The sequence below is a fragment of the Chitinophaga agri genome, from assembly GCF_010093065.1.
Classification (GTDB): domain Bacteria; phylum Bacteroidota; class Bacteroidia; order Chitinophagales; family Chitinophagaceae; genus Chitinophaga; species Chitinophaga agri.
Genome location: NZ_CP048113.1, coordinates 2,991,364 through 3,010,015 on the forward strand (window position 1 = coordinate 2,991,364; position 18,652 = coordinate 3,010,015).

The window sequence follows — 18,652 nt, forward strand, 5'->3', positions numbered from 1 at the left end:
GGGTAGACTGCCTGTTATAAGTTAATATCCTGTCCTATGTTTACGATCACTGTCCTATCCTTCTGCTTTCTGGCTGCCATTTCGTGCAAGATTAAAAAAGTAAAAGCGCCCATTATCACCAGTCTGACCTGGTATTTCCACCTGGCAATGTGTGTATTTTCCGTTATCTGTGTCCTCCTGCTGGTCAGCGGTTACGGATTTAAGGGCGGGTATACCGAAAGGGTGTTTTTCACACTGTATGCAGGCTCCGGCATCATTTTATACGGGCTGACACCAAAGGAAGTATCGGGTAAATGGGTCTATCTCTGTACTTTTTACGGATTTCCCTTTGCCCTCCTTTTCGGATTGCTACTCCCTCCTCTTCGGACGCTGACCGTGATCACCGGACTCGGATTACTGTCTGACGGCGATCTGAAGCGTTATCCTATCGATGACGACTACGCCATACAAACCAAAACGGTGGATATCATCTACCGCTACCCCACCTATAGCCTGGTAGAAGACAAATACTGGTTATTCGAAAAGATCTCTCCGGATGTGGTGAAAACTGCCGGGCAGCTGACTACGCTGAAAGCGCAGAAAGCAGGCGAGGATAGTGTGAAACTGAGCCTCAACCTGGTGAACGAACCAGGTGAAGTATCTAAACTGGACACGGTGATTGCCCTCCAGCTGAGACGTTAGTGTACGTTCGTTTTTCCTTTATACAACATAAAGTGACAATAGTGCGCTGGCAGGGTAACACCCCTGCCGGCTGATACCCTGTTATTCATATTAAACTGGTACCAAAAGGTCACTTCAAGGGCACTTCAATATCCCAGGGATATTGAAGTGCCCTTGAAGTGACCTTTTGGTGACCTTATAGTAGCCTGCTAATAACGGTATTTCACCCTGATTAAAGCGGCTGCTCTACATCATAAATACTGATAATCACCAGTTTGAAAAAAAAGACACTCCCATTTCAGACAATAGGGAGGAACTATAACCCCTAAATATCTGATAATCAATAAAAAAGAAAAGGGCATCCACTATCAGTGAACGCCCTTTTCCAATCAGAGACTCAGGGTAATATCTTAAAGATCAGGTCTGTTATATGAGAAAATAATTAGATTGATCGGAAATGAATGATAAAATGCAGGAGCAATCAATTAGTTATTAACCGCTTCTATGACGATCGCGCTTGCGCCGCCGCCGCCATTACAGATACCTGCCACACCGTAGCGGGCATTATTATGACGCAGGATAGAACTGAGTGTTACCACGATACGGGCACCACTACACCCTATCGGATGGCCGATGGAAACAGCTCCTCCCCATACATTTACTTTTTCGGGAGACAGGCCCAGATCACGTTCATTGGCAAGTGGAACACAGGAGAATGCCTCATTGATCTCCACAAAATCAATATCCGCGACAGTCAGTTTTGCTTTCTCCAGTGCTTTATTCACGGCCTTTACAGGTGTGGTAGTGAACCATTCCGGCGCCTGTGAGGCATCTGCAAAACTGATGATCTTTGCCAGTGGCTGTAGTCCCAGTTCCTTTACTTTTTCACCGCTCATCAGGACGACTGCGGCTGCCCCGTCATTGAGATTAGAGGCATTTGCCGCGGTAATGGTACCGTCTTTCTGGAAAGTGGGTTTCAGGGTAGGGATCTTCTCGAAGTTTACTTTTTTATAATCTTCGTCTTCCGCCACTGTCACCACCTGTTTACCAGGTACTTCCACAGGAACGATCTCATTTTTGAAATAGCCTTTTTCAGTAGCTTCCGCCGCTCTTTTATAGCTCTGGATAGCGTAAGCGTCCTGCTCTTCGCGGGTGATCTTATATTCGGTATTACACAGCTCTGCCGCATTACCCATGTGAAAATCCTTGTAAGGGTCCCAAAGGCCATCGCGGATGATACCGTCTGTTACTGCACCATGTCCCAGTTTGTAACCGCTACGCGCTTTGTCGAGGTAATAAGGTACATTACTCATGCTTTCCATTCCACCTGCTACGACCACATCATTATCGCCTGACAGGATGCTTTGTGCACCCAACATAATGGCTTTCATGCCGGAGGCACATACCTTATTGACAGTAGTACAAGGTACATTTGTAGGAATACCGGCATAGATACTGGCCTGATTAGCGGGTGCCTGTCCCAGGTTGGCACTGATCACATTACCCATGTACACTTCATTCACCGCAGTAGCAGGTATACCTGCTTTCTCCAGCACGGCTTTCATAACGATGGCTCCCAGTTGTGTCGCTGATAAAGCTGACAATGCGCCATTAAAAGAACCGATGGGGGTACGCACTGCTGAAACTATAAATACTTCTTTCATCCGTAGAAATTTAAGTCACGCCAGTAGGCGGGGCTGTTAAGATTGTTTGGTTTTCACCAAATATAACGGAATTTCACAAACGGTAGCCCAGCTTAAATCCGAATGCGAAGCTTGGACTATATCCATCTTCATCGATAGAAAGACGCAGGAAACGGTCAGTATCACGGTAAGAATCATAAGGATCTCCCGGTGTCGTACGCCGATGTCTGAATCCACAACCTGCATACAGCTCTATCAGTATACGACGGTCCGGACCGACATATCGCTGTACCCCCATATTGGCAGACAGTGCACTTACTGCTTTCTTCTGCCTTACTGTATACATGTTGGTATTAGTGCCGTCGAAACTGTAAAACTGTTCATTGTAACGGATCTCTTTATAGAGCCCCATCAAACTGACATAAAAACTCCTGTGTTCCTTTTGCCAGAAGGAAGGAAAGAATTTAATCTCAGGACGTACACGAAAGCCTCTTCTGTCACGACTGTCTTCGTAGGTGTCAGGCAATACATAGAGCAGCGCTGTCGCATCAAGCCCAACGGCCACCGTTTCAGAGAAACGGTACTCCAGGCCCAGAGAAGGGCCTCCCTCCGGCTCTGTCAATGAACTAAGCGTCGTATTAAGAAAGACGCCTTTCTGTGAGGGGAGCACTTTCTTTTGTGTCTCCTTTTCCTCCTGCGCCGTAGCAATGCTACCAACAAACAGCAGACAACATGCGAGTAATAAATGTTTCATAAAAGCTGTATTATTTTTTGGGGATGATTGTACTAGAAACGGTAACCTATTTTGATGGCCATTGGAACAGCAGCCGTCCATGCGTAACGCTGATTCTTTGCTTCATCAAAGCTATAATCCTTATCCTCCAGATAGCTTGTCGCAGGTGGCTGATGCGTATAAGCGTAATCCTTGTATTTAACTCCCAATCCTATAAACCCTTCAAGCAGGATACGGTGCGCAGGACCGATCAGGAACTGTGCGCCAAACTTACTGGCAGTACTATACACCTGCTTGGTCTTCTCATAAGGAGTGATCTGCTCATAGTCATAGTGTCCCCATTGATCAAGACCGATCTGCTGGATACGCTCCTCGAGGAAGTTGACTTTCTTGTAGGAGATCTCCTGAGCAAAGAACATCCTATACCGGCTACGCTTGCCAGTCAGATAATACCTTACCTCAGGACGGATGGCATATCCTTTCGCTTTAGGGGTATACCTTCCCCTGATATCAAATGCGTTCTTCGAATCGATGAAAATCCAGGTAGCCTCTGTCAGCACGCTCCAATGATTGTTAAAACGGTATTCTCCAGCGAGAGAGATCCCACCATCCGGTGCTACAAGCGACACAAGGTTTGTACTGATCCTCCAGCCCTGCAGTACGCTATCGGGGATACCGCTGTGGGAATACGACGTCAGATAAGTGGTGATACCCGGTTCACCTGGCTTTCCGGCTGGTCTTCTCTGCGCTGACGCAGCTATTGTCAATAGGCAACAAAGAGATGTTATGTACAGATATTTCATTAATAGGCCAGTTTGGAAATGAGTGTAATAGATGCAGGAGATGATATATCATAACACGCTATCCATGTTGCACTGCGTGCGAATAAAAGCGTGCCTTCAATGATCATATCTGTATAAATATCTCCCTGCTTTTCCGCAAAACGGGTAATGACCGGCGGCGCTGAAACATCCACTATGCTGATACCCTTAGTGGTACCTGCATACAGATAATTGCCACCGCGGATAACTGCATAAGTGGTATCAAATTGTAAGGAACCTGCCAGTGTTAAGGTGTTATAGTCGGCCGATAGTTCATAGACGTTCACTTCCGGCTCCTTTGATGGACTGCACATCATAAAGTTGTAGTTACCCACCGAATAAACATATTTGCCGGCCGGTACCAGTATCTCACAGGCATATGGCGGCGTTAAACCTGTCTTGTAGTTGATTATGGCAGGATTGGAAAGGTCATATAATGAGATGCGGCTTCTTTCTTTCCTAACCGTAGCCAGTAACTCATTGAACATATAGATACTGTCAATGCGATCAGTTCCTGTCAGTTGCTGCTTTAACACCGGCGCCGTCGGTTGCGCAATGGAATAAGACATCAGATTTCCCTTATCACTGACGTAGAGATATTCACCTTCCACTACTATACCGGCACTTAGTTTCAACTGTGAGGGATCAGTATCCTTATGTCCTCTATCCGCACGACATTGCGGGTTGTTCACTATTCCTTTCTGCCATCCGATCACGGCTCCTTTCGAATGGTCCACACATTCAAAGTAAGCACCCTCAAAAGGCGGAAAATCTTTCTGTGTCCACATACCAGGTACTCGTCCCACATGCGAAAGAGAGGGCAGCTCTTTTAAAGGTATGACGACCAGGTCATTGTAATTATCTGCGTAGAGATAGTCTCCTTTCACAGTAGCTGTCCGAAAACCAGGAATACGGAGAAAGGCCGTTCTTACAGGATGCGCGGGATCCTGGTAAGAGATCAGGTGTAATCCGGAGTCAGATTCTGCCTGCAATACCAGCTTGCCGTATGTATACAGCTTACCGGGATGGACGCTGGACCTGGCAGGTTGATAGCTGATCTGCTTGAAAGTCGGATTATTATCATAAACAGGTAGATAGCCTTCAACAGCTCCACGCATCCAGGGATCCTGGTCACATCCCCCCAATAGGAAACAGGTCGCTAACAGTACATAGGTAAATAATAGGCGGGTCATTAAATAGGCATTTTACAATTAAGCGGACAAAGGTAGCGGGAAGTTACAAACGAGGGGTTAAAAAATCGTTAAGGCATACCTTCCATCCGCCATAGGCGAGCACGATCGTACCCTATCATATGGCTGCTGCTATCACATGAAACCGGCAACAGTACTGCATCAGAGACACAAACCCCGCCAAACGGTGAATTTTAGTTAAATTCGCGTTCTGAAAATATAGCCATTGATTTCACAGAATACCATACAGCAGATACTTAGCCGGATTGACATTGTGGAGATAGTGGGCAATTTCGTGAAATTGAAAAAGCGGGGCGCCAACTACCTTGGTCTCTGCCCTTTCCATAATGAAAAATCCCCTTCCTTTACGGTCACTCCCAGCAAGGAGATCTTCAAATGTTTCGGATGTGGCCAGAGCGGTAACGCCATCAAGTTCCTCATGGAGCATGAAAAGTATTCCTATGTCGAAGCCCTGCGGTGGCTGGCACAGAAATACGATGTACCCATTGAGGAGACAGAGGTAAGTCCGGAGGTCCGTCAGCAGCAGATGATGGCTGACAGCCTTTACATCATCAACAACTTTGCACGCGAATACTTTTCCAATACCCTCTTCAATACTGAAGAAGGCCAGAACGTTGGCCTGAGTTACTTTGAAGAACGTGGATTTACACAGGAGACCATCCGGAAGTTCCAGCTGGGTTACAGCCTGAACACCTGGGATGCATTCACCAAGGCAGCGTTAGCCAAGGGATACAACCTGGACTATCTGCAAAAAACGGGTCTTGTCACTATCAGGAATGAACAGCCCGGTGATAATTACCGCGGCCGTGTGATCTTTCCTATCCACAACCAGAGCGGCAAGGTACTGGGATTTGGTGCACGTATCCTTGTTAAAAACGATCGTGCGCCCAAATATGTCAATTCCCCGGAGAACGAGATATACGTCAAAAACAGGGTACTGTATGGCACCTACTTTGCCCGCCACGCCATAGACAAGCTGAATGAATGCCTGCTGGTAGAGGGGTACACCGACGTGATATCCCTGCATCAGGCCGGGATTGAAAACGTAGTTGCCTCCAGCGGTACGTCTCTGACGCAGCACCAGCTGCGACTGGTGAAGAAGTACACCAACAACCTGACCATCCTCTTTGACGGGGATAATGCCGGCGTAAAAGCAGCGTTGAGAGGTCTGGACATGGCGATTGAGGAAGGATTGAACGTAAAGCTGGTTTTAATCCCCGATAAGGAGGACCCGGACAGTTATGTACAGAAGATAGGCGCAGATGCTTTCAGAGAGTTTATAGCTGCTAATAAACAGGATTTCGTACTGTTTAAGCTGCGGCTCCTGGAGCAGGAAGCAGGTAATGACAGTACCCGTAAATCACAGCTTGTAAATGAGATCGCTGAAACGATCTCCAAGATTGACAAAACGGAAGACTTCACCCGTCAACAGGATTATATCCGTCAGTGCAGTCAGCTACTGAAGATCGATGAGCAGGGCCTGATCAACCTGGTCAATAAGTTCATACGTGAACGTTTCCAGAAAAAAGAACAGCAGTTCAACCGTGAGCATACCAGCAACACACCTGCTGTAGACGATGATCTTTCACCGGAAGCAATTGCCGCCATGGAGGCCATGGAAAATGGTGGAGAACCTGCGGTCAACTTCTTTAATCCGGATGAAAAACAGGAACGGGAACTGGTGAAGATACTCCTCCGCTTCGGAGATAAACCTTTCAGTGAGGAAGAGCAGAGCACTGTTGCGGATTACATCTTCCACCTCCCCTATGACTTCGAATCACTGGCAGATAATGAGCTGGTTAAGCGGATATTAAGGGAATATAAACTGCTATATGACCAGGATAGCCTGCCAGATAAAAAATGGTTCCTGTACCATAATGACCAGGAAATAGCCACACTGGTAGTAGGGATCATGGAGGATAAGGAAGCAGAGCTCAGCGCCGCCTGGAAGGATAAATTTGAGATCGATACCGTCTATGGCGACAATGCATATCTCAAAGACACCATCTCTACCACAAACTATCTGATGCTTAGAAAGATCCGTAAGATGATCATAGAGAATCAGCAGGAACTGGAAAAATCGACGGTGTTTGAAGAGCAGCTCAAATGTATGGAGATGCATAAACACCTGAAAGTGCTGGAGAATGAGCTGACACAGGGATTGGGAACCGTAATATTCCGGTAATGATCATTTGGTATAAAGACAAAGGCCTGACTGCATAACAGTCAGGCCTTTGTCTTTATACCAACGGTTATTGCAGGAGCAATGACCGTGTCTGTTTCACACCATTGCCTGTCAGCTCTATTATATAGTAACCTTTGGGCAGATGAGAGAGTTCAAGCAATTGCTGCTGCGCAGCGGTAGATCGTGTATAGACGACACCACCCTGTAGGTTATACACCCTGATCAGCATTGCCTGCTGCAATGGTTTATCAAACTGTATATATACCTTACCTGTGGATGGATTCGGATAGGTCTTTATGCTGACATCACCATCTTTCCTGTTTAAGTGATCTAGTGATGCGACTGTCGGTGGCCGTACAGCACTGCTGTCAGCATAACCGTAGCTGACAGGATCAGACCAGTCATCGCAACCTTCATCACTGCGTACATACACCACATAGGTACCCGGCGTGGCATAGTATAGATACGGCGCATTACCCGCCAGCACTTCTACACCATCACGATACCATCTGTAGAAGTAACCTGTCCACCACTGTGTCTGCGGATAAGCCACCAGGGTATCATTACCAGGTACGGGTGTACCGTGTATTTCAAGAGATGCATTTACGTGCGATGTGATCATGATATACATTGTCTCTTCAGCGCGTAGATGACCTTCATCATCAAACAACCTGGCTGTGTAGTAACCGGATGTACGTGCAATGAATGCATTTCCGCCCTGACCATTCTGCCAGGCGATGTAATAGTGCTTATCTGCCGGTACACGCACGTTGGCAAAGACCCATATAGAATCTACACACGTTACCTGTCCATACGTTTCGAGCTGAATATCCCATGCGGTATCAATTGGTACGTTGTAGTAATAAGGAGACGACAAAGAAGAGCAACCGTTCACACCAGTCACCCGCAGGCGGTAAATACCTGGTTCGGGCATGGATAAAGCACTGGCATTGGAATATACAGTATCATTCCTGTACCAGGTATAACTATACCTGGCCGGTAATGTATCATTCAATGGCCATGCATACAATGTATCCTGACTATACGTTCTGATCTCAGCAGTGAATGGCCTGTTAATGGTCACCTGGATCGTATCCATAACTCTGATGGCAAAACAACTGTCTTCCGCACCAGCTATATAATAACCAGACTCAGTCACCGCAATGGTCTGGGATGTCTGCCCGCTGCTCCAGTAATAATAGCTCGCCTGCGGAGAGCTGTTCAGCGTCAGGAATACGGTATCACCACAGGCATTAGGCTGTGCAGTGATATGGGCAGTCCATGGTGCTACATAAGGGATCACAAACTGTTTTGATACGGATGCAGTTCTTCCGCTGGCAGTGATCACGGAAAAGGAAACATCATAGGTGCCCGGCTGATCAAAGTGCTGATAGGTGTCCTTTGTAGTACCTCCACTGTAATTATCAAAGTCCCACAAATAGCTTACTACGGCATCTCCAGGTGCTACTTTGACAATACCATTGAAGCCGATACTGCGTGGATCACAGGCAGATATCCGGTAAGTATAATCCACCTGCAATGCAGTTGTGTCCACATTATAGTGTAGTGTGTCAGAGATGTCATTACAGCCGGCATCATTTTGTACGAATACTTTATAGACACCTGGCTGCGGATCGTACAACTGAGGCGAGTTCGTATTCAGGATCAGTATATTGTCCCTGTACCATCTGTAATTATAACCGTACCACCATTCTGTGCTCGGAGAAGCGATGAGTGTATCACTACCAGGTACGGCGCCCGGATGTAGTTCCAGTGTGGCCCTGAATGGCTTGTTAAACGTTACGGTAGCAGTATCAACTGCGTGGATATTTCCCTGTAGGTCTCTCAGCACAGCAGTGTACACGCCTTCTGTAGTAACCCTGATATAAGGGGTAAGTTCACCGGTACTCCACACTAAAGCATAGGAACTATCGGGCGTCGTAATATTTGCAAAGAGTTTAAATACATCGCCGCACGGAGATTCCGGCTCCACAGAGATGTTGATCTTCCAGGAAGTATCAACAGGTGTCACCACGACAAGTGTCTGCGCCGTCATAGTACGACCACATGCGGTGTACCTGAGGGTGATCCTGCCTGTATCAGTCACCGTCACTTTACGCGCGGTACTGATCAGTCTATTGCCCCGATACCATTTGTAGGTACCCAGGCTGTCAAATGACAAGGGTGCAGCCAGATTACGGAGTGTGACAGCACCATGGGCAGGCAATGTGACTGTAGCTGGTAGTTGTGCCATAGCTCCTATTCTGACGAGGTTATCGCCGGACAGGGAGTCGGCGCCAATACGTCCGTGTTTGTCGCGCACTACCAGTCTTACAGGAAATACACCATGACGGGTATACCGGTGTGCGACCTTCGGTCCGGAAGTGGAATCAACTGTACCGTCTCCGAAATACCATTTCCAGGAAACAATGCCGGATTTACCGGGATGGGATGTCATGTCTTTAAAGTTGATCGTCACCGGCGCATTACACGACTGACGTCTGGAAAGATCGAAGTGTACCTTAGGGCCGGGTTGTGCGTATAGGAAATGGCACAGGTACACCAAAACAAACAACAATAGTGTCTTTTTCATAAATAATAGGGGGGTAACGTGAGTTAAACAAAATTAGGTTCACACAAATATATGTGAAAGCGGACATAAAAAATAAATCCTGAAGGTTTCCCTTCAGGATTTACTCACTGGATAATTATTCACAAAGTATATATTCAATATTATGTATACTTAGCGTTCTCTCTCCCACACCTGGAAAGTCATGGCATGTGCATGTTTTTCATCCTTTTCATGCCTTTCATTCTTCACCAGTTTCCATCCACGCGGGTCGAAGTCAGGGAAATAGGTGTCTCCTTCCACCACAGCGTGTACACGGGTCAGGTATAATCTGTCTACTATTGACAAAGCCATTTTAAAGATCTCTCCGCCACCAGTGATAAAGATCTCTTCAGTGCCGAAGGTCTTTGCCTTTTCAATACCTGCTTCCAGGGAAGGCACGATGTACAGTCCCTGCGCAGCATAGTCTTTCTGGCGGGTGATCATGATATTAGGTCTTCCTGGTAATACCTTTCCCAGTTCTTCAAAAGACTTTCTGCCCATGACAATAGGTTTGCCCATGGTAGTGTCCTTGAAGTATTTCATGTCAACTGGTAAATGCCAGGGAAGATGATTATTTACCCCGATTACATTGTTTTCGGAGGCGGCAACGATTATAGAAAGTGTCAAGCAGCAAAATTTAATGTTGAAAGTTAGGTGATCTATCTGTTCCCTTATATCGCTACAGGAGCTTTGATATGCGGGTGATGCTGATAGTTCAGCAGTTCGAAGTCTTCAAATTTGAAGCTGAATATATCTTTTACTGCCGGATTGATCTTCATCGTTGGCAATTCATACGGCTGACGGCTTAGCTGCAGCTTTGCCTGTTCCATATGATTACTATACAGGTGTACATCTCCGAAAGTATGTACAAAATCACCAGGTTCAAGATCGCAAACCTGTGCCATCATCATAGTCAGCAGGGCGTAGGAGGCAATATTGAAAGGTACGCCCAGGAATACATCTGCACTACGCTGATACAGCTGGCAGCTCAGGCGACCATCGGCTACATAGAACTGAAACAGGCAATGACAGGGGCTTAATGCCATATCTGGCAGGTCGCCTACATTCCATGCATTGACGATGATCCTGCGGGAATCGGGGTTGTTTTTAATGGTCTTCACTGCATCAGTGATCTGGTCTATCACTCTGCCGTCTTTCGTTTCCCAGCTACGCCATTGTTTACCATAAACGGGCCCCAGGTCCCCATTTTCATCCGCCCATTCATCCCAGATGCTCACCCCGTGATCTTTCAGGTATTTAATGTTGGTATCACCATTCAGGAACCACAGTAGTTCATAGATAATGGACTTCAGGTGTACCTTTTTGGTCGTGATCATAGGGAAACCTTCCTGTAAGTTGAATCTGAGCTGAGCGCCAAAGCAGCTGGTTGTACCTGTACCGGTACGGTCCGTCTTCACACTGCCTTGATCTATAATATGTTGGAGTAGTTTAAGGTATTGTTCCATGCAGCAAAGTAACGAAATTTTACCTAAGCATGTAAGGGTTACCTTTTACGGACAAATCTGGTAGCACAACCTTCGATACATTGGAGATACCACATTTCCAGACAAATAGGATACCGCTACCCAGCTACCCAACAGGTCACCCGGCACATCTCCCACCGGCAGGTTGTTGTCTTTCTTACAGGCAATAACAGTCAATGCCATGGCTGTCGCCATCACCAGTACTTGAGTTTTCATGCTATTTATGTTTAAGTTCTAAAAAACGTGGACCGTTCTTTCGGTTAGTGTTTTTAAGGTATCCGGAAATGCGCAGCGCTTGTTCCCAGCGTCCGGACTTCACGATCAGTACAAAATAAAACAGCGTTTCATAACAGCTGTATATACTGTTATGAAACGCTGTTCATATTGAAAAGTTACAACGTCTTAGAAAAAGCTTAAATACCTCTGCGCTTTCTTTCCTTGCGGATCAGCCCCAGCTCACGGCCTACTTGTCCGGAGATAGAAGTATTTTCCTGTGCACGGCGCAGCAGGTAAGGCATCACATCTTTTACCGGGCCGTATGGCAGGTATTTAGATACATGATAACCTGCATGTGCAAGGTTAAAGGTGATGTTATCACTCATACCCAGTAACTGGGAAAAGCTCAGGTGCGGGTGATTGTGAGGCAGTTGCTGCTGATGTAACATACTGGCGGCCAGCATGCTGCTTTGCTCGTTGTGTGTACCGACAAATAGTGCCAGTTTATCAAGCCGCTCCATACAGAATGTAACAGCTGCATTGTAATCCTTATCGGTCGCTGCCTTATCAGGCTGGATCGGCGAAGGATAGCCCATCTCTTCTGCGCGTTTGCGTTCTTTTTCCATATAGGCGCCCCTTACCAGCTTTGCGCCCAGCAGGTAACCGTGCTGCTGTGCCTTCTCGAAAGAACGTTTCAGAAAGGCCAGTCTGTCATGGCGGTACATCTGGAAGGTATTGAATACAATAGCCTGCCCTTTATTGAACTGTCCCATCAGCTCGTCGGTCAGATCATCAACGGGCTGCTGTATCCAGGACTCTTCCGCGTCTATCAGCAAACCCACCTTATGTTTGGCTGCTGTGGATGCGATAGTCTGAATACGGGTGCGTACACGGGCATATTCTGCCGCTTCTTCGGGAGTCAGCACCGCGTTGCTGTGGATCTTCTCCAGCAGACTAAAACGCGCGAAACCCGTTACTTTGATGGCTATGAAAGGAATGTTAGGATTACCAGCTGCATATTCAATGGCACGAACGAACTCAGGCACGGCATGATCATAGTTTTCCTCTCCCTCCATGGCTTCTACGCCATAATCCAATGCTACACCTACGTGGAACTTACCTAGCTGGCTGGCAGTCTGTGCAGCCTCCTGGAGGTTCTCGCCTCCACAGAACTGGCTAAAGATCGTGTTACGGATGATGCCTTTGATCGGCAATCCTATTTTCAGCGCAAACGGTGTAACGGCTGCACCTAATTTCACCAGCCAGGGCTTACCAATATTGGTAAACAGGAAGTCAGCTTTTTTTAATGCTTTGTCTGTCTTTGATTCAAAAGCTATGGCGGTATTCTCGAATGATAATGATAGCTGCTTTTCCATGGGGCGCAAAGTTAGTATGCGGACACATTACAGCAAAAATGATCTGGTAAGTATAACAATCCGTTTACAATTGATTAGAAAACATCTAAAGAAAATCTCGTTTCCTTAAATGAATCATCTGATAAATAACGCTTAATTAAACCCAATAAAGCTTCCTTCCTATATTTTTTTCTTTAATTTTATATCTTCATCAAAATCAGTATTCTCAGTGCCTTTACATCAGCCGCAAACTACGATCCGCCCTGTAGCGGGCATTTTCGTCCTTCTATCTGTATTTTGTTCTGTCACTTTTTTCTCCGCCTGCACGCAACAGGGGAAAAAACCTGCGCTAACCGGGTTGCAGCAACAGGGGCTTACCTATACCACGCATGAAGGGGTGATCGGAGAACGTAAGAAGATCGCATTACCTAACGGGGCCGCTGTCATACTGAACAGTAACTCCCGTCTCCTGGTACCGTCAGACTTTGCCCAGAGCCATACCCTGCTGCTGGATGGCGAGGCTTATTTTGATACCACGGCCTTTCCATTGACAGTAAAGACCAATATCCTGACCATGACCGCCCAAAAGCCTTCCGCCTTCAAGTTACGTTGCTTCGAAGCGCAGCAGGGAGCCACCGCTTATGTAACGGCGGGCGAAGTGGTTGTAAAAAAGTCTTATCATTCTCAGACTGACAATCAGCCGGAAACGCTGGGATTAGGAAATATGGTGCTGGCGAATAAAGAAATCGACCTGATGGAGAAAGAGACCTATCATCCGGAGGAGATGACAATCTGGTTACAAGACAAGCTGGTATTTGAGAATCTGCCGTTCATGAATGCTGTCAAGAAACTCGAGGAGTGGTACAGCACAGAAATTTATGTGGAAGGTAATGTGGCCGCTGCGGGCAATGTGAGTGGTGAGTTTAGTGCAGCTTCCCTGGCACAGGTACTGGATAAATTGAAAGAGACGGCTAAGTTTAGCTATAAGGTAAAGAAGAACAAAGTGATGGTGGATTTTTAAGATCCGAAGATTTATACTGATGCCACGCATATGTTAATTAAATAAAAAACGGAGGTATATCACCAGGACATACCTCCGCTCTCAATTGCATAATTACATCAGCTTAGCTCTGCGCCTACTTTCTTCAGCAACTCCAGTGTCTTACGTACACCTTCGTCTTCAGAGAGTTTTGCGCCTTCGTATTCTATTCCGATATGACCTGTATAACCGGCGTCCTTCACGATCTTTAACATCTTAGCATAGTCTGTCTCTATACAGTTCCCATTTGCATCAAAATCGTGCGTTTTAGCACTTACACCTTTTGCAAATGGCATCAGCTCCGTCACACCTTCATAACGGTCATACTCTTCCAGGCATTTGGTAGCGGCCCATCCCTGTGGTGTATTATCTACAGGTTTGGTACGATTCAGGCAAAAGTTACCGAAATCAGGTAAGGTACCGCAGTTTGGTCGGTTTACCTGTTTCATCACGTTTGCCAGCCATTTACCATTGGAAGAACTACCACCATGATTTTCTACGATCACGTTGATATTGTGTGTATTGGCGAAGTCAGAGAGTTTTGCCAGGGACTCTGTCACCGCCTTGGAGACGTCATCCGGTTTGCCCTCTCCTGCCGCATTTACACGGATAGCGTGGCATCCCAGATATTCAGCTGCTTCCACCCACTTGTAGTGGTTTTCCACGGCCTTCAATCTTTTCTTCACATCCATATCTCCCATTTCACCTTCACCGTCAATCATGATCAATACGCTGCGCACGCCAACGTCACTGCAACGTTTCTTGAGATCTGCCAGGTATGCCTTATCAGTCGCCTTATCCTTAAAGAACTGATTTACATATTCTACTGCCTCAATACCAAAGTCATTCTTTGCTTTAGCAGGAAAATCAAGATGATTCAGTTTACCTGAAAACAAGGCTTCGTGAAAAGACCATTCTGCCAGGGAGATCTTAAAGAACAGATCTTTGGCCGTTTTTGCCTCCGGGGTCTGGCCGGCATTGGTACTGTCTTTGCTATCATTCGTGGACGCGCCGTTGTTGCACGAGCTGAGAACAGAAGGTAAAAGGCCTACTCCCATTGAATACAGCGCCATTTGCCTGAGGAAGTCCCGACGGTGTTTAGGATTGTTCATATACGTGGTTTTGTATAACAAAATACAATTTATGAGACAAAGAGAATACCCTATTAAAAAAAACTGTAAAAAATTACCTTAAAAGAATAGTTTTTTCACATTTTGTCATTATCTTGATACCCACTTAGTCGCAAATTCCCGTTTGTCTTTATTTATAATTCCACCTCATTAATGTGCAGCACATTGATTTATGCCGCATTATAACATGATAAACTAAAGCCGTTCCGTTTCAAGCGGGACGGCTTTGTCGCTTTCAGGCACGTCCTTCGGCGGATGCCGGTGCCACCAGGATGCCAGGAGCGAACCGGTAACATTCATCAGCGGACCAAACACTGCCGGCGCCAGTCCGATCGTAGCGATCTTACCCATGTTCTTCGCAATAGCTGTTGCCAGTCCGCCGTTCTGCATACCCACCTCTATCGCAATCGTACGGCAATCCTGTTCATTCATCCTGATCAACCTGCATATCCAGTAACCCAACCCATATCCTGACAGGTTGTGGATAAGAGAAGATAGTATTAACAGCATCCCCACATCCAGTAAACTCTCTCTTCCCTTAGCTGTAATGATCACGATAATAAAAGCGATAGCTGACATGGAGACCTTCGGCATGACGTTATCCAGCCACTTTAGTTTACCACTCAGGAAGTGGTTGAATAACAGTCCGGCGGCCACCGGCAGTATCACAATTTTACAGATGTCCCACATCATAGCCGTCACACTGATATCGACATAGCTGCCAGCCAGCCATTGCATCAGGAAGGGTGTTACAAAAGGCGCCAGCATAGTAGATACTGCTGTCAGTGTAACAGAAAGTGCCAGATTCGCTTTGGCCAGATAGGAAATCACATTAGACGCCATACCACATGGCACCGTACCTATCAATACTACCCCCGCGGCTATCTCCGGAGGGAACTGAAAGAGATGCGCGAGCGACCAGCCCACAAAAGGCATAATAGTGAAATGACATACCACACCCGTGAATACACCCATCGGCATTTTTATAACGCCATAGAAATCGCGTACGCTCATCGCGGTACCCATGCCGAACATAATGATCTGTATCAGTGGCGTGATCAGTTTTGACAGGTCAAAACCTCCTACGGTGAGAAAGTATTGAGGATAATACATCGCGGTCGTGACAGCGGCGAATATCGTCAGTGTATATACAAAGCCGCGGGTCTGCGGACGTCTCGAACAAATAACCGCCAGAACGATCCAGAACGCAATGATGAAAGGCCCGGCGGCAGGAAGTAATGTATTCATAAGTGGAAGTGTGCTTTATTAACAGTAAACATGCTGATCACCAGGTTCTTTTTTCGAGCATTTTATCCAGCTCCTGGCGGGTCATCGGACGTAGCCCCTGCTGCCTGTGCTGCCATTCCAGGAATGCCTGGCGTATTCCATCGGGCCAGTTATTATCCAGCTCTCCCGGTGTATATTTCCCAGCCTTCAGCATCTCAAAACTGAACTTATCTTTTATCTGTATAAAAGCGGCAATACCGATCACCTTTTCTGCCAGGTGAGCCGGCACAAATACCACACCTTCGCTGGATGTCAGCACAAGATCACCCGGTAGTACCACTGCCTGGCCGATACGTACGGGTACATTCAATCCCGTCAGCATTACATTCTTCAGAAATGAAGGATGCCAGTCTCTCACCAGTGCATTAAATCCTGCTATTTCTTTAAGACCTTCGAGGTCTCTTGCTGCAGCGTCAAATACAACTCCATTACCGGAACGGGCATAGATGGCATTGCCCAGTGTAGAACCGATCAATGTTCCTTCTGCTATCTTACCAAAACCATCTGCTACATACACATCTCCCTTAGTCAGCTGTTGTATCGGCCAGGAATTAGTGTTACCTTTAAATCCTTTCTGCTGGCCTCTTTCCTTGACATGCGCTTCCACATCCGGACGGGCAGGGATGAACATCGCTGTTACGGCACGTCCCACTATAGGCTTGTCATCATAGATCATTTTCCACCCGCCGTCAAACTGACTATGGTATCCCTCACTGTCGAGTATCGTCCATACGTCATCCAATCCTACTGTTCGGGCCTGTTCAATAACTGCATCCGGTATTTTAGGACGGCCATCCGGAAAACGTTCGCCTGCCCAGTCGGCAGTCAGAAAAATCAGTTCCTCCCGGGAAATGGTCTGTGCCTTTATTAGGGCAGGCAGCAGCAGTAATGGGAGGAAGAAAGCTAATTTCATATCATTAGTAATTAAGAACCATGAATTGATGATAATGGGTTGCTGTTGGGACATCTGTGTTTGGGCTTATTTAGCCTGTACAGCCAGCCCATTCAGATCATATACTACTTTACCGGCACGGACCGTTAGTTCACAAAGTAACCTGCTGTTACCTGCTACCCTGGTACTGGCGTCAGTGAAACCGAATTTACCATTTTCAACACGTAATAACGCGATATCTGCCACACTGTTTTCGGACAAACTCCCCAGCTCTTCATGACGGATTGCCTTTGCCGCTTCCGATGTAGTCGCCTTCACCAGTTCAGGCAATGCCATACCCATATTCAGGAACTTTGACATTACATTCAACAGGTCTTTCATATCTCCGTTCATACTACCGGTATGAATATCTGTACTGATCGTACTGGGGAAGAAACCGGCTTTTAACGCGGGTATAGCCTGTGAGTAACTAAAGCTGGTACCACCATGCCCCACATCGAACACGATGCCTTTTTTACGGGCATCCTGTACAAAAGGACGCAGGTTTCCGTTATCATCCACAATGGACATACGGCCTTTTACTTTCGCATAAGCATGGGTAAAAATATCTCCGGGACGCAGGTGCTGCATGAACAGGTCTTCCAGTGATAACGGCGGATTGTTACCACCAAAATCGATCATCACCGGACAGGACGTTGCCGTTCCTGCTTCTACGGCGCGATCAACTGGTGTCCATTCACCACCTTCGTAGTGAGCCACTTTCACGCCTACCACCCAGTTCTTAAATCTACGTATGGTTAACGCCGTCATCTTAGCATCCATATCATTGAGGTCCTGCTCATAAGGACCTCCCTGCATTCCATTGCCCACAATATTAATGAAGGCAAACACCCGTGTTTTGGAATGCATGATCGTCTGATTGAGGAACAGCTCAAAGTTGCGCCATCCGGAACTACCGGCATCTACCACGGTAGTCACGCCACAGCGAAAGGTGAATCCGTCAGGTGCGATGGCATCATAACTATTGTTCAGATAACGGTTCGGCGTAGTGCCAATAAAATTATGCGTATGAATATCTATCAGACCAGGCGTGACATAGAGCCCGCTGGCGTCAATTACTCTCTTTGCCGTTGCGGGATCAATATGTGCAGCGACCTTTGCGATCGTATCCTCTCTCAGTGCGACATCCATTACCGCATCTATCTTGTTCTTCGGATCGATCACATGTCCTCCTCTGATCAGTAACGTATACTCCTGGCTATACGCACCAGCATAGCAAAGGCAGCCCGATACCAGGAGTACCAGGTATTTAAGAATGCTCCTCATTGACTTACTTTTTAAATATTGAGACCTGTATATGGAGAGAAGAAGGTTTCCGTATCACT

Annotated in this window: 16 protein-coding genes; 3 read left to right on the forward strand and 13 right to left on the reverse strand. The window is 46.7% G+C overall.

Translation table 11 applies throughout. From position 1 onward, the window contains the following. Window positions 1-36: 36 nt before the first annotated feature. The gene (locus tag GWR21_RS11730) at window positions 37-681 is read left to right on the forward strand and encodes a hypothetical protein (RefSeq protein ID WP_162331933.1); all 645 of its coding nucleotides are present in this window, start codon (window positions 37-39) and stop codon (window positions 679-681) included. Between the two features lie 464 nt (window positions 682-1,145). On the opposite strand, the gene GWR21_RS11735 is transcribed toward GWR21_RS11730, so the two are convergent. From GWR21_RS11735 to GWR21_RS11750, 4 genes are all read right to left on the reverse strand, one after another. Then, window positions 1,146-2,324, reverse strand: coding sequence for an acetyl-CoA C-acyltransferase (locus GWR21_RS11735; RefSeq protein WP_162331934.1), 1,179 nt, complete (start codon window positions 2,322-2,324; stop codon window positions 1,146-1,148). A 73-nt stretch (window positions 2,325-2,397) separates the two neighbouring features. Then, the gene (locus GWR21_RS11740) at window positions 2,398-3,057 is read right to left on the reverse strand and encodes a hypothetical protein (RefSeq protein ID WP_162331935.1); all 660 of its coding nucleotides are present in this window, start codon (window positions 3,055-3,057) and stop codon (window positions 2,398-2,400) included. A gap of 32 nt (window positions 3,058-3,089) precedes the next feature. Next, entirely contained in the window at window positions 3,090-3,839 is a 750-nt protein-coding gene (locus GWR21_RS11745) for a DUF3575 domain-containing protein (RefSeq protein WP_162331936.1), read from the reverse strand. Next, window positions 3,839-5,050, reverse strand: a complete 1,212-nt coding sequence (locus GWR21_RS11750) for an LVIVD repeat-containing protein (protein WP_162331937.1) — start codon at window positions 5,048-5,050, stop codon at window positions 3,839-3,841. Before GWR21_RS11750 ends, GWR21_RS11745 begins: the two co-directional genes overlap by 1 nt. A 223-nt stretch (window positions 5,051-5,273) precedes the next feature. On the opposite strand from GWR21_RS11750, the gene dnaG reads away from it, so the two are divergent. Then, window positions 5,274-7,253, forward strand: a complete 1,980-nt coding sequence (gene dnaG, locus GWR21_RS11755) for a DNA primase (protein ID WP_162331938.1) — start codon at window positions 5,274-5,276, stop codon at window positions 7,251-7,253. 67 nt (window positions 7,254-7,320) lie between these two features. Here dnaG and GWR21_RS11760 read toward each other — a convergent pair whose 3' ends face one another. The 5 genes from GWR21_RS11760 to GWR21_RS11780 all read right to left on the reverse strand — a co-directional run bounded on the left by GWR21_RS11760 (window position 7,321) and on the right by GWR21_RS11780 (window position 12,940). Continuing rightward, complete coding sequence (locus GWR21_RS11760; RefSeq protein ID WP_162331939.1) at window positions 7,321-9,846, reverse strand: T9SS type A sorting domain-containing protein; 2,526 nt, start codon at window positions 9,844-9,846, stop codon at window positions 7,321-7,323. 150 nt (window positions 9,847-9,996) lie between these two features. Next, window positions 9,997-10,491, reverse strand: a complete 495-nt coding sequence (locus GWR21_RS11765; protein ID WP_162331940.1) for a dihydrofolate reductase — start codon at window positions 10,489-10,491, stop codon at window positions 9,997-9,999. A gap of 44 nt (window positions 10,492-10,535) precedes the next feature. Continuing rightward, the gene (locus GWR21_RS11770) at window positions 10,536-11,330 is read right to left on the reverse strand and encodes a thymidylate synthase (RefSeq protein WP_162331941.1); all 795 of its coding nucleotides are present in this window, start codon (window positions 11,328-11,330) and stop codon (window positions 10,536-10,538) included. A gap of 45 nt (window positions 11,331-11,375) precedes the next feature. Further along, a complete protein-coding gene (locus GWR21_RS11775; protein WP_162331942.1) occupies window positions 11,376-11,564 on the reverse strand; it encodes a hypothetical protein in 189 nt (62 codons plus the stop codon). Between the two features lie 197 nt (window positions 11,565-11,761). Then, window positions 11,762-12,940, reverse strand: a complete 1,179-nt coding sequence (locus GWR21_RS11780; protein ID WP_162331943.1) for a proline dehydrogenase family protein — start codon at window positions 12,938-12,940, stop codon at window positions 11,762-11,764. Window positions 12,941-13,148: 208 nt separating this feature from the next. On the opposite strand from GWR21_RS11780, the gene GWR21_RS11785 reads away from it, so the two are divergent. Next, window positions 13,149-13,940, forward strand: coding sequence for a FecR family protein (locus tag GWR21_RS11785; RefSeq protein ID WP_162331944.1), 792 nt, complete (start codon window positions 13,149-13,151; stop codon window positions 13,938-13,940). 98 nt (window positions 13,941-14,038) lie between these two features. On the opposite strand, the gene GWR21_RS11790 is transcribed toward GWR21_RS11785, so the two are convergent. The 4 genes from GWR21_RS11790 to GWR21_RS11805 all read right to left on the reverse strand — a co-directional run bounded on the left by GWR21_RS11790 (window position 14,039) and on the right by GWR21_RS11805 (window position 18,593). Then, window positions 14,039-15,070 carry a sugar phosphate isomerase/epimerase family protein gene (locus tag GWR21_RS11790; protein WP_162331945.1) on the reverse strand — a complete coding sequence of 344 codons (1,032 nt, stop codon included), beginning with the start codon at window positions 15,068-15,070 and terminating at the stop codon, window positions 14,039-14,041. A 213-nt stretch (window positions 15,071-15,283) separates the two neighbouring features. Beyond that, on the reverse strand, window positions 15,284-16,336 hold the full coding sequence (locus tag GWR21_RS11795; protein ID WP_162331946.1) for a bile acid:sodium symporter family protein: 1,053 nt from the start codon (window positions 16,334-16,336) through the stop codon (window positions 15,284-15,286). A gap of 37 nt (window positions 16,337-16,373) precedes the next feature. Beyond that, window positions 16,374-17,288 carry an RraA family protein gene (locus tag GWR21_RS11800; RefSeq protein ID WP_162331947.1) on the reverse strand — a complete coding sequence of 305 codons (915 nt, stop codon included), beginning with the start codon at window positions 17,286-17,288 and terminating at the stop codon, window positions 16,374-16,376. 66 nt (window positions 17,289-17,354) lie between these two features. Continuing rightward, window positions 17,355-18,593: an amidohydrolase/deacetylase family metallohydrolase gene (locus GWR21_RS11805; RefSeq protein ID WP_162331948.1), complete on the reverse strand. Its 1,239-nt coding sequence runs from the start codon at window positions 18,591-18,593 to the stop codon at window positions 17,355-17,357. Window positions 18,594-18,652 lie beyond the last annotated feature (59 nt).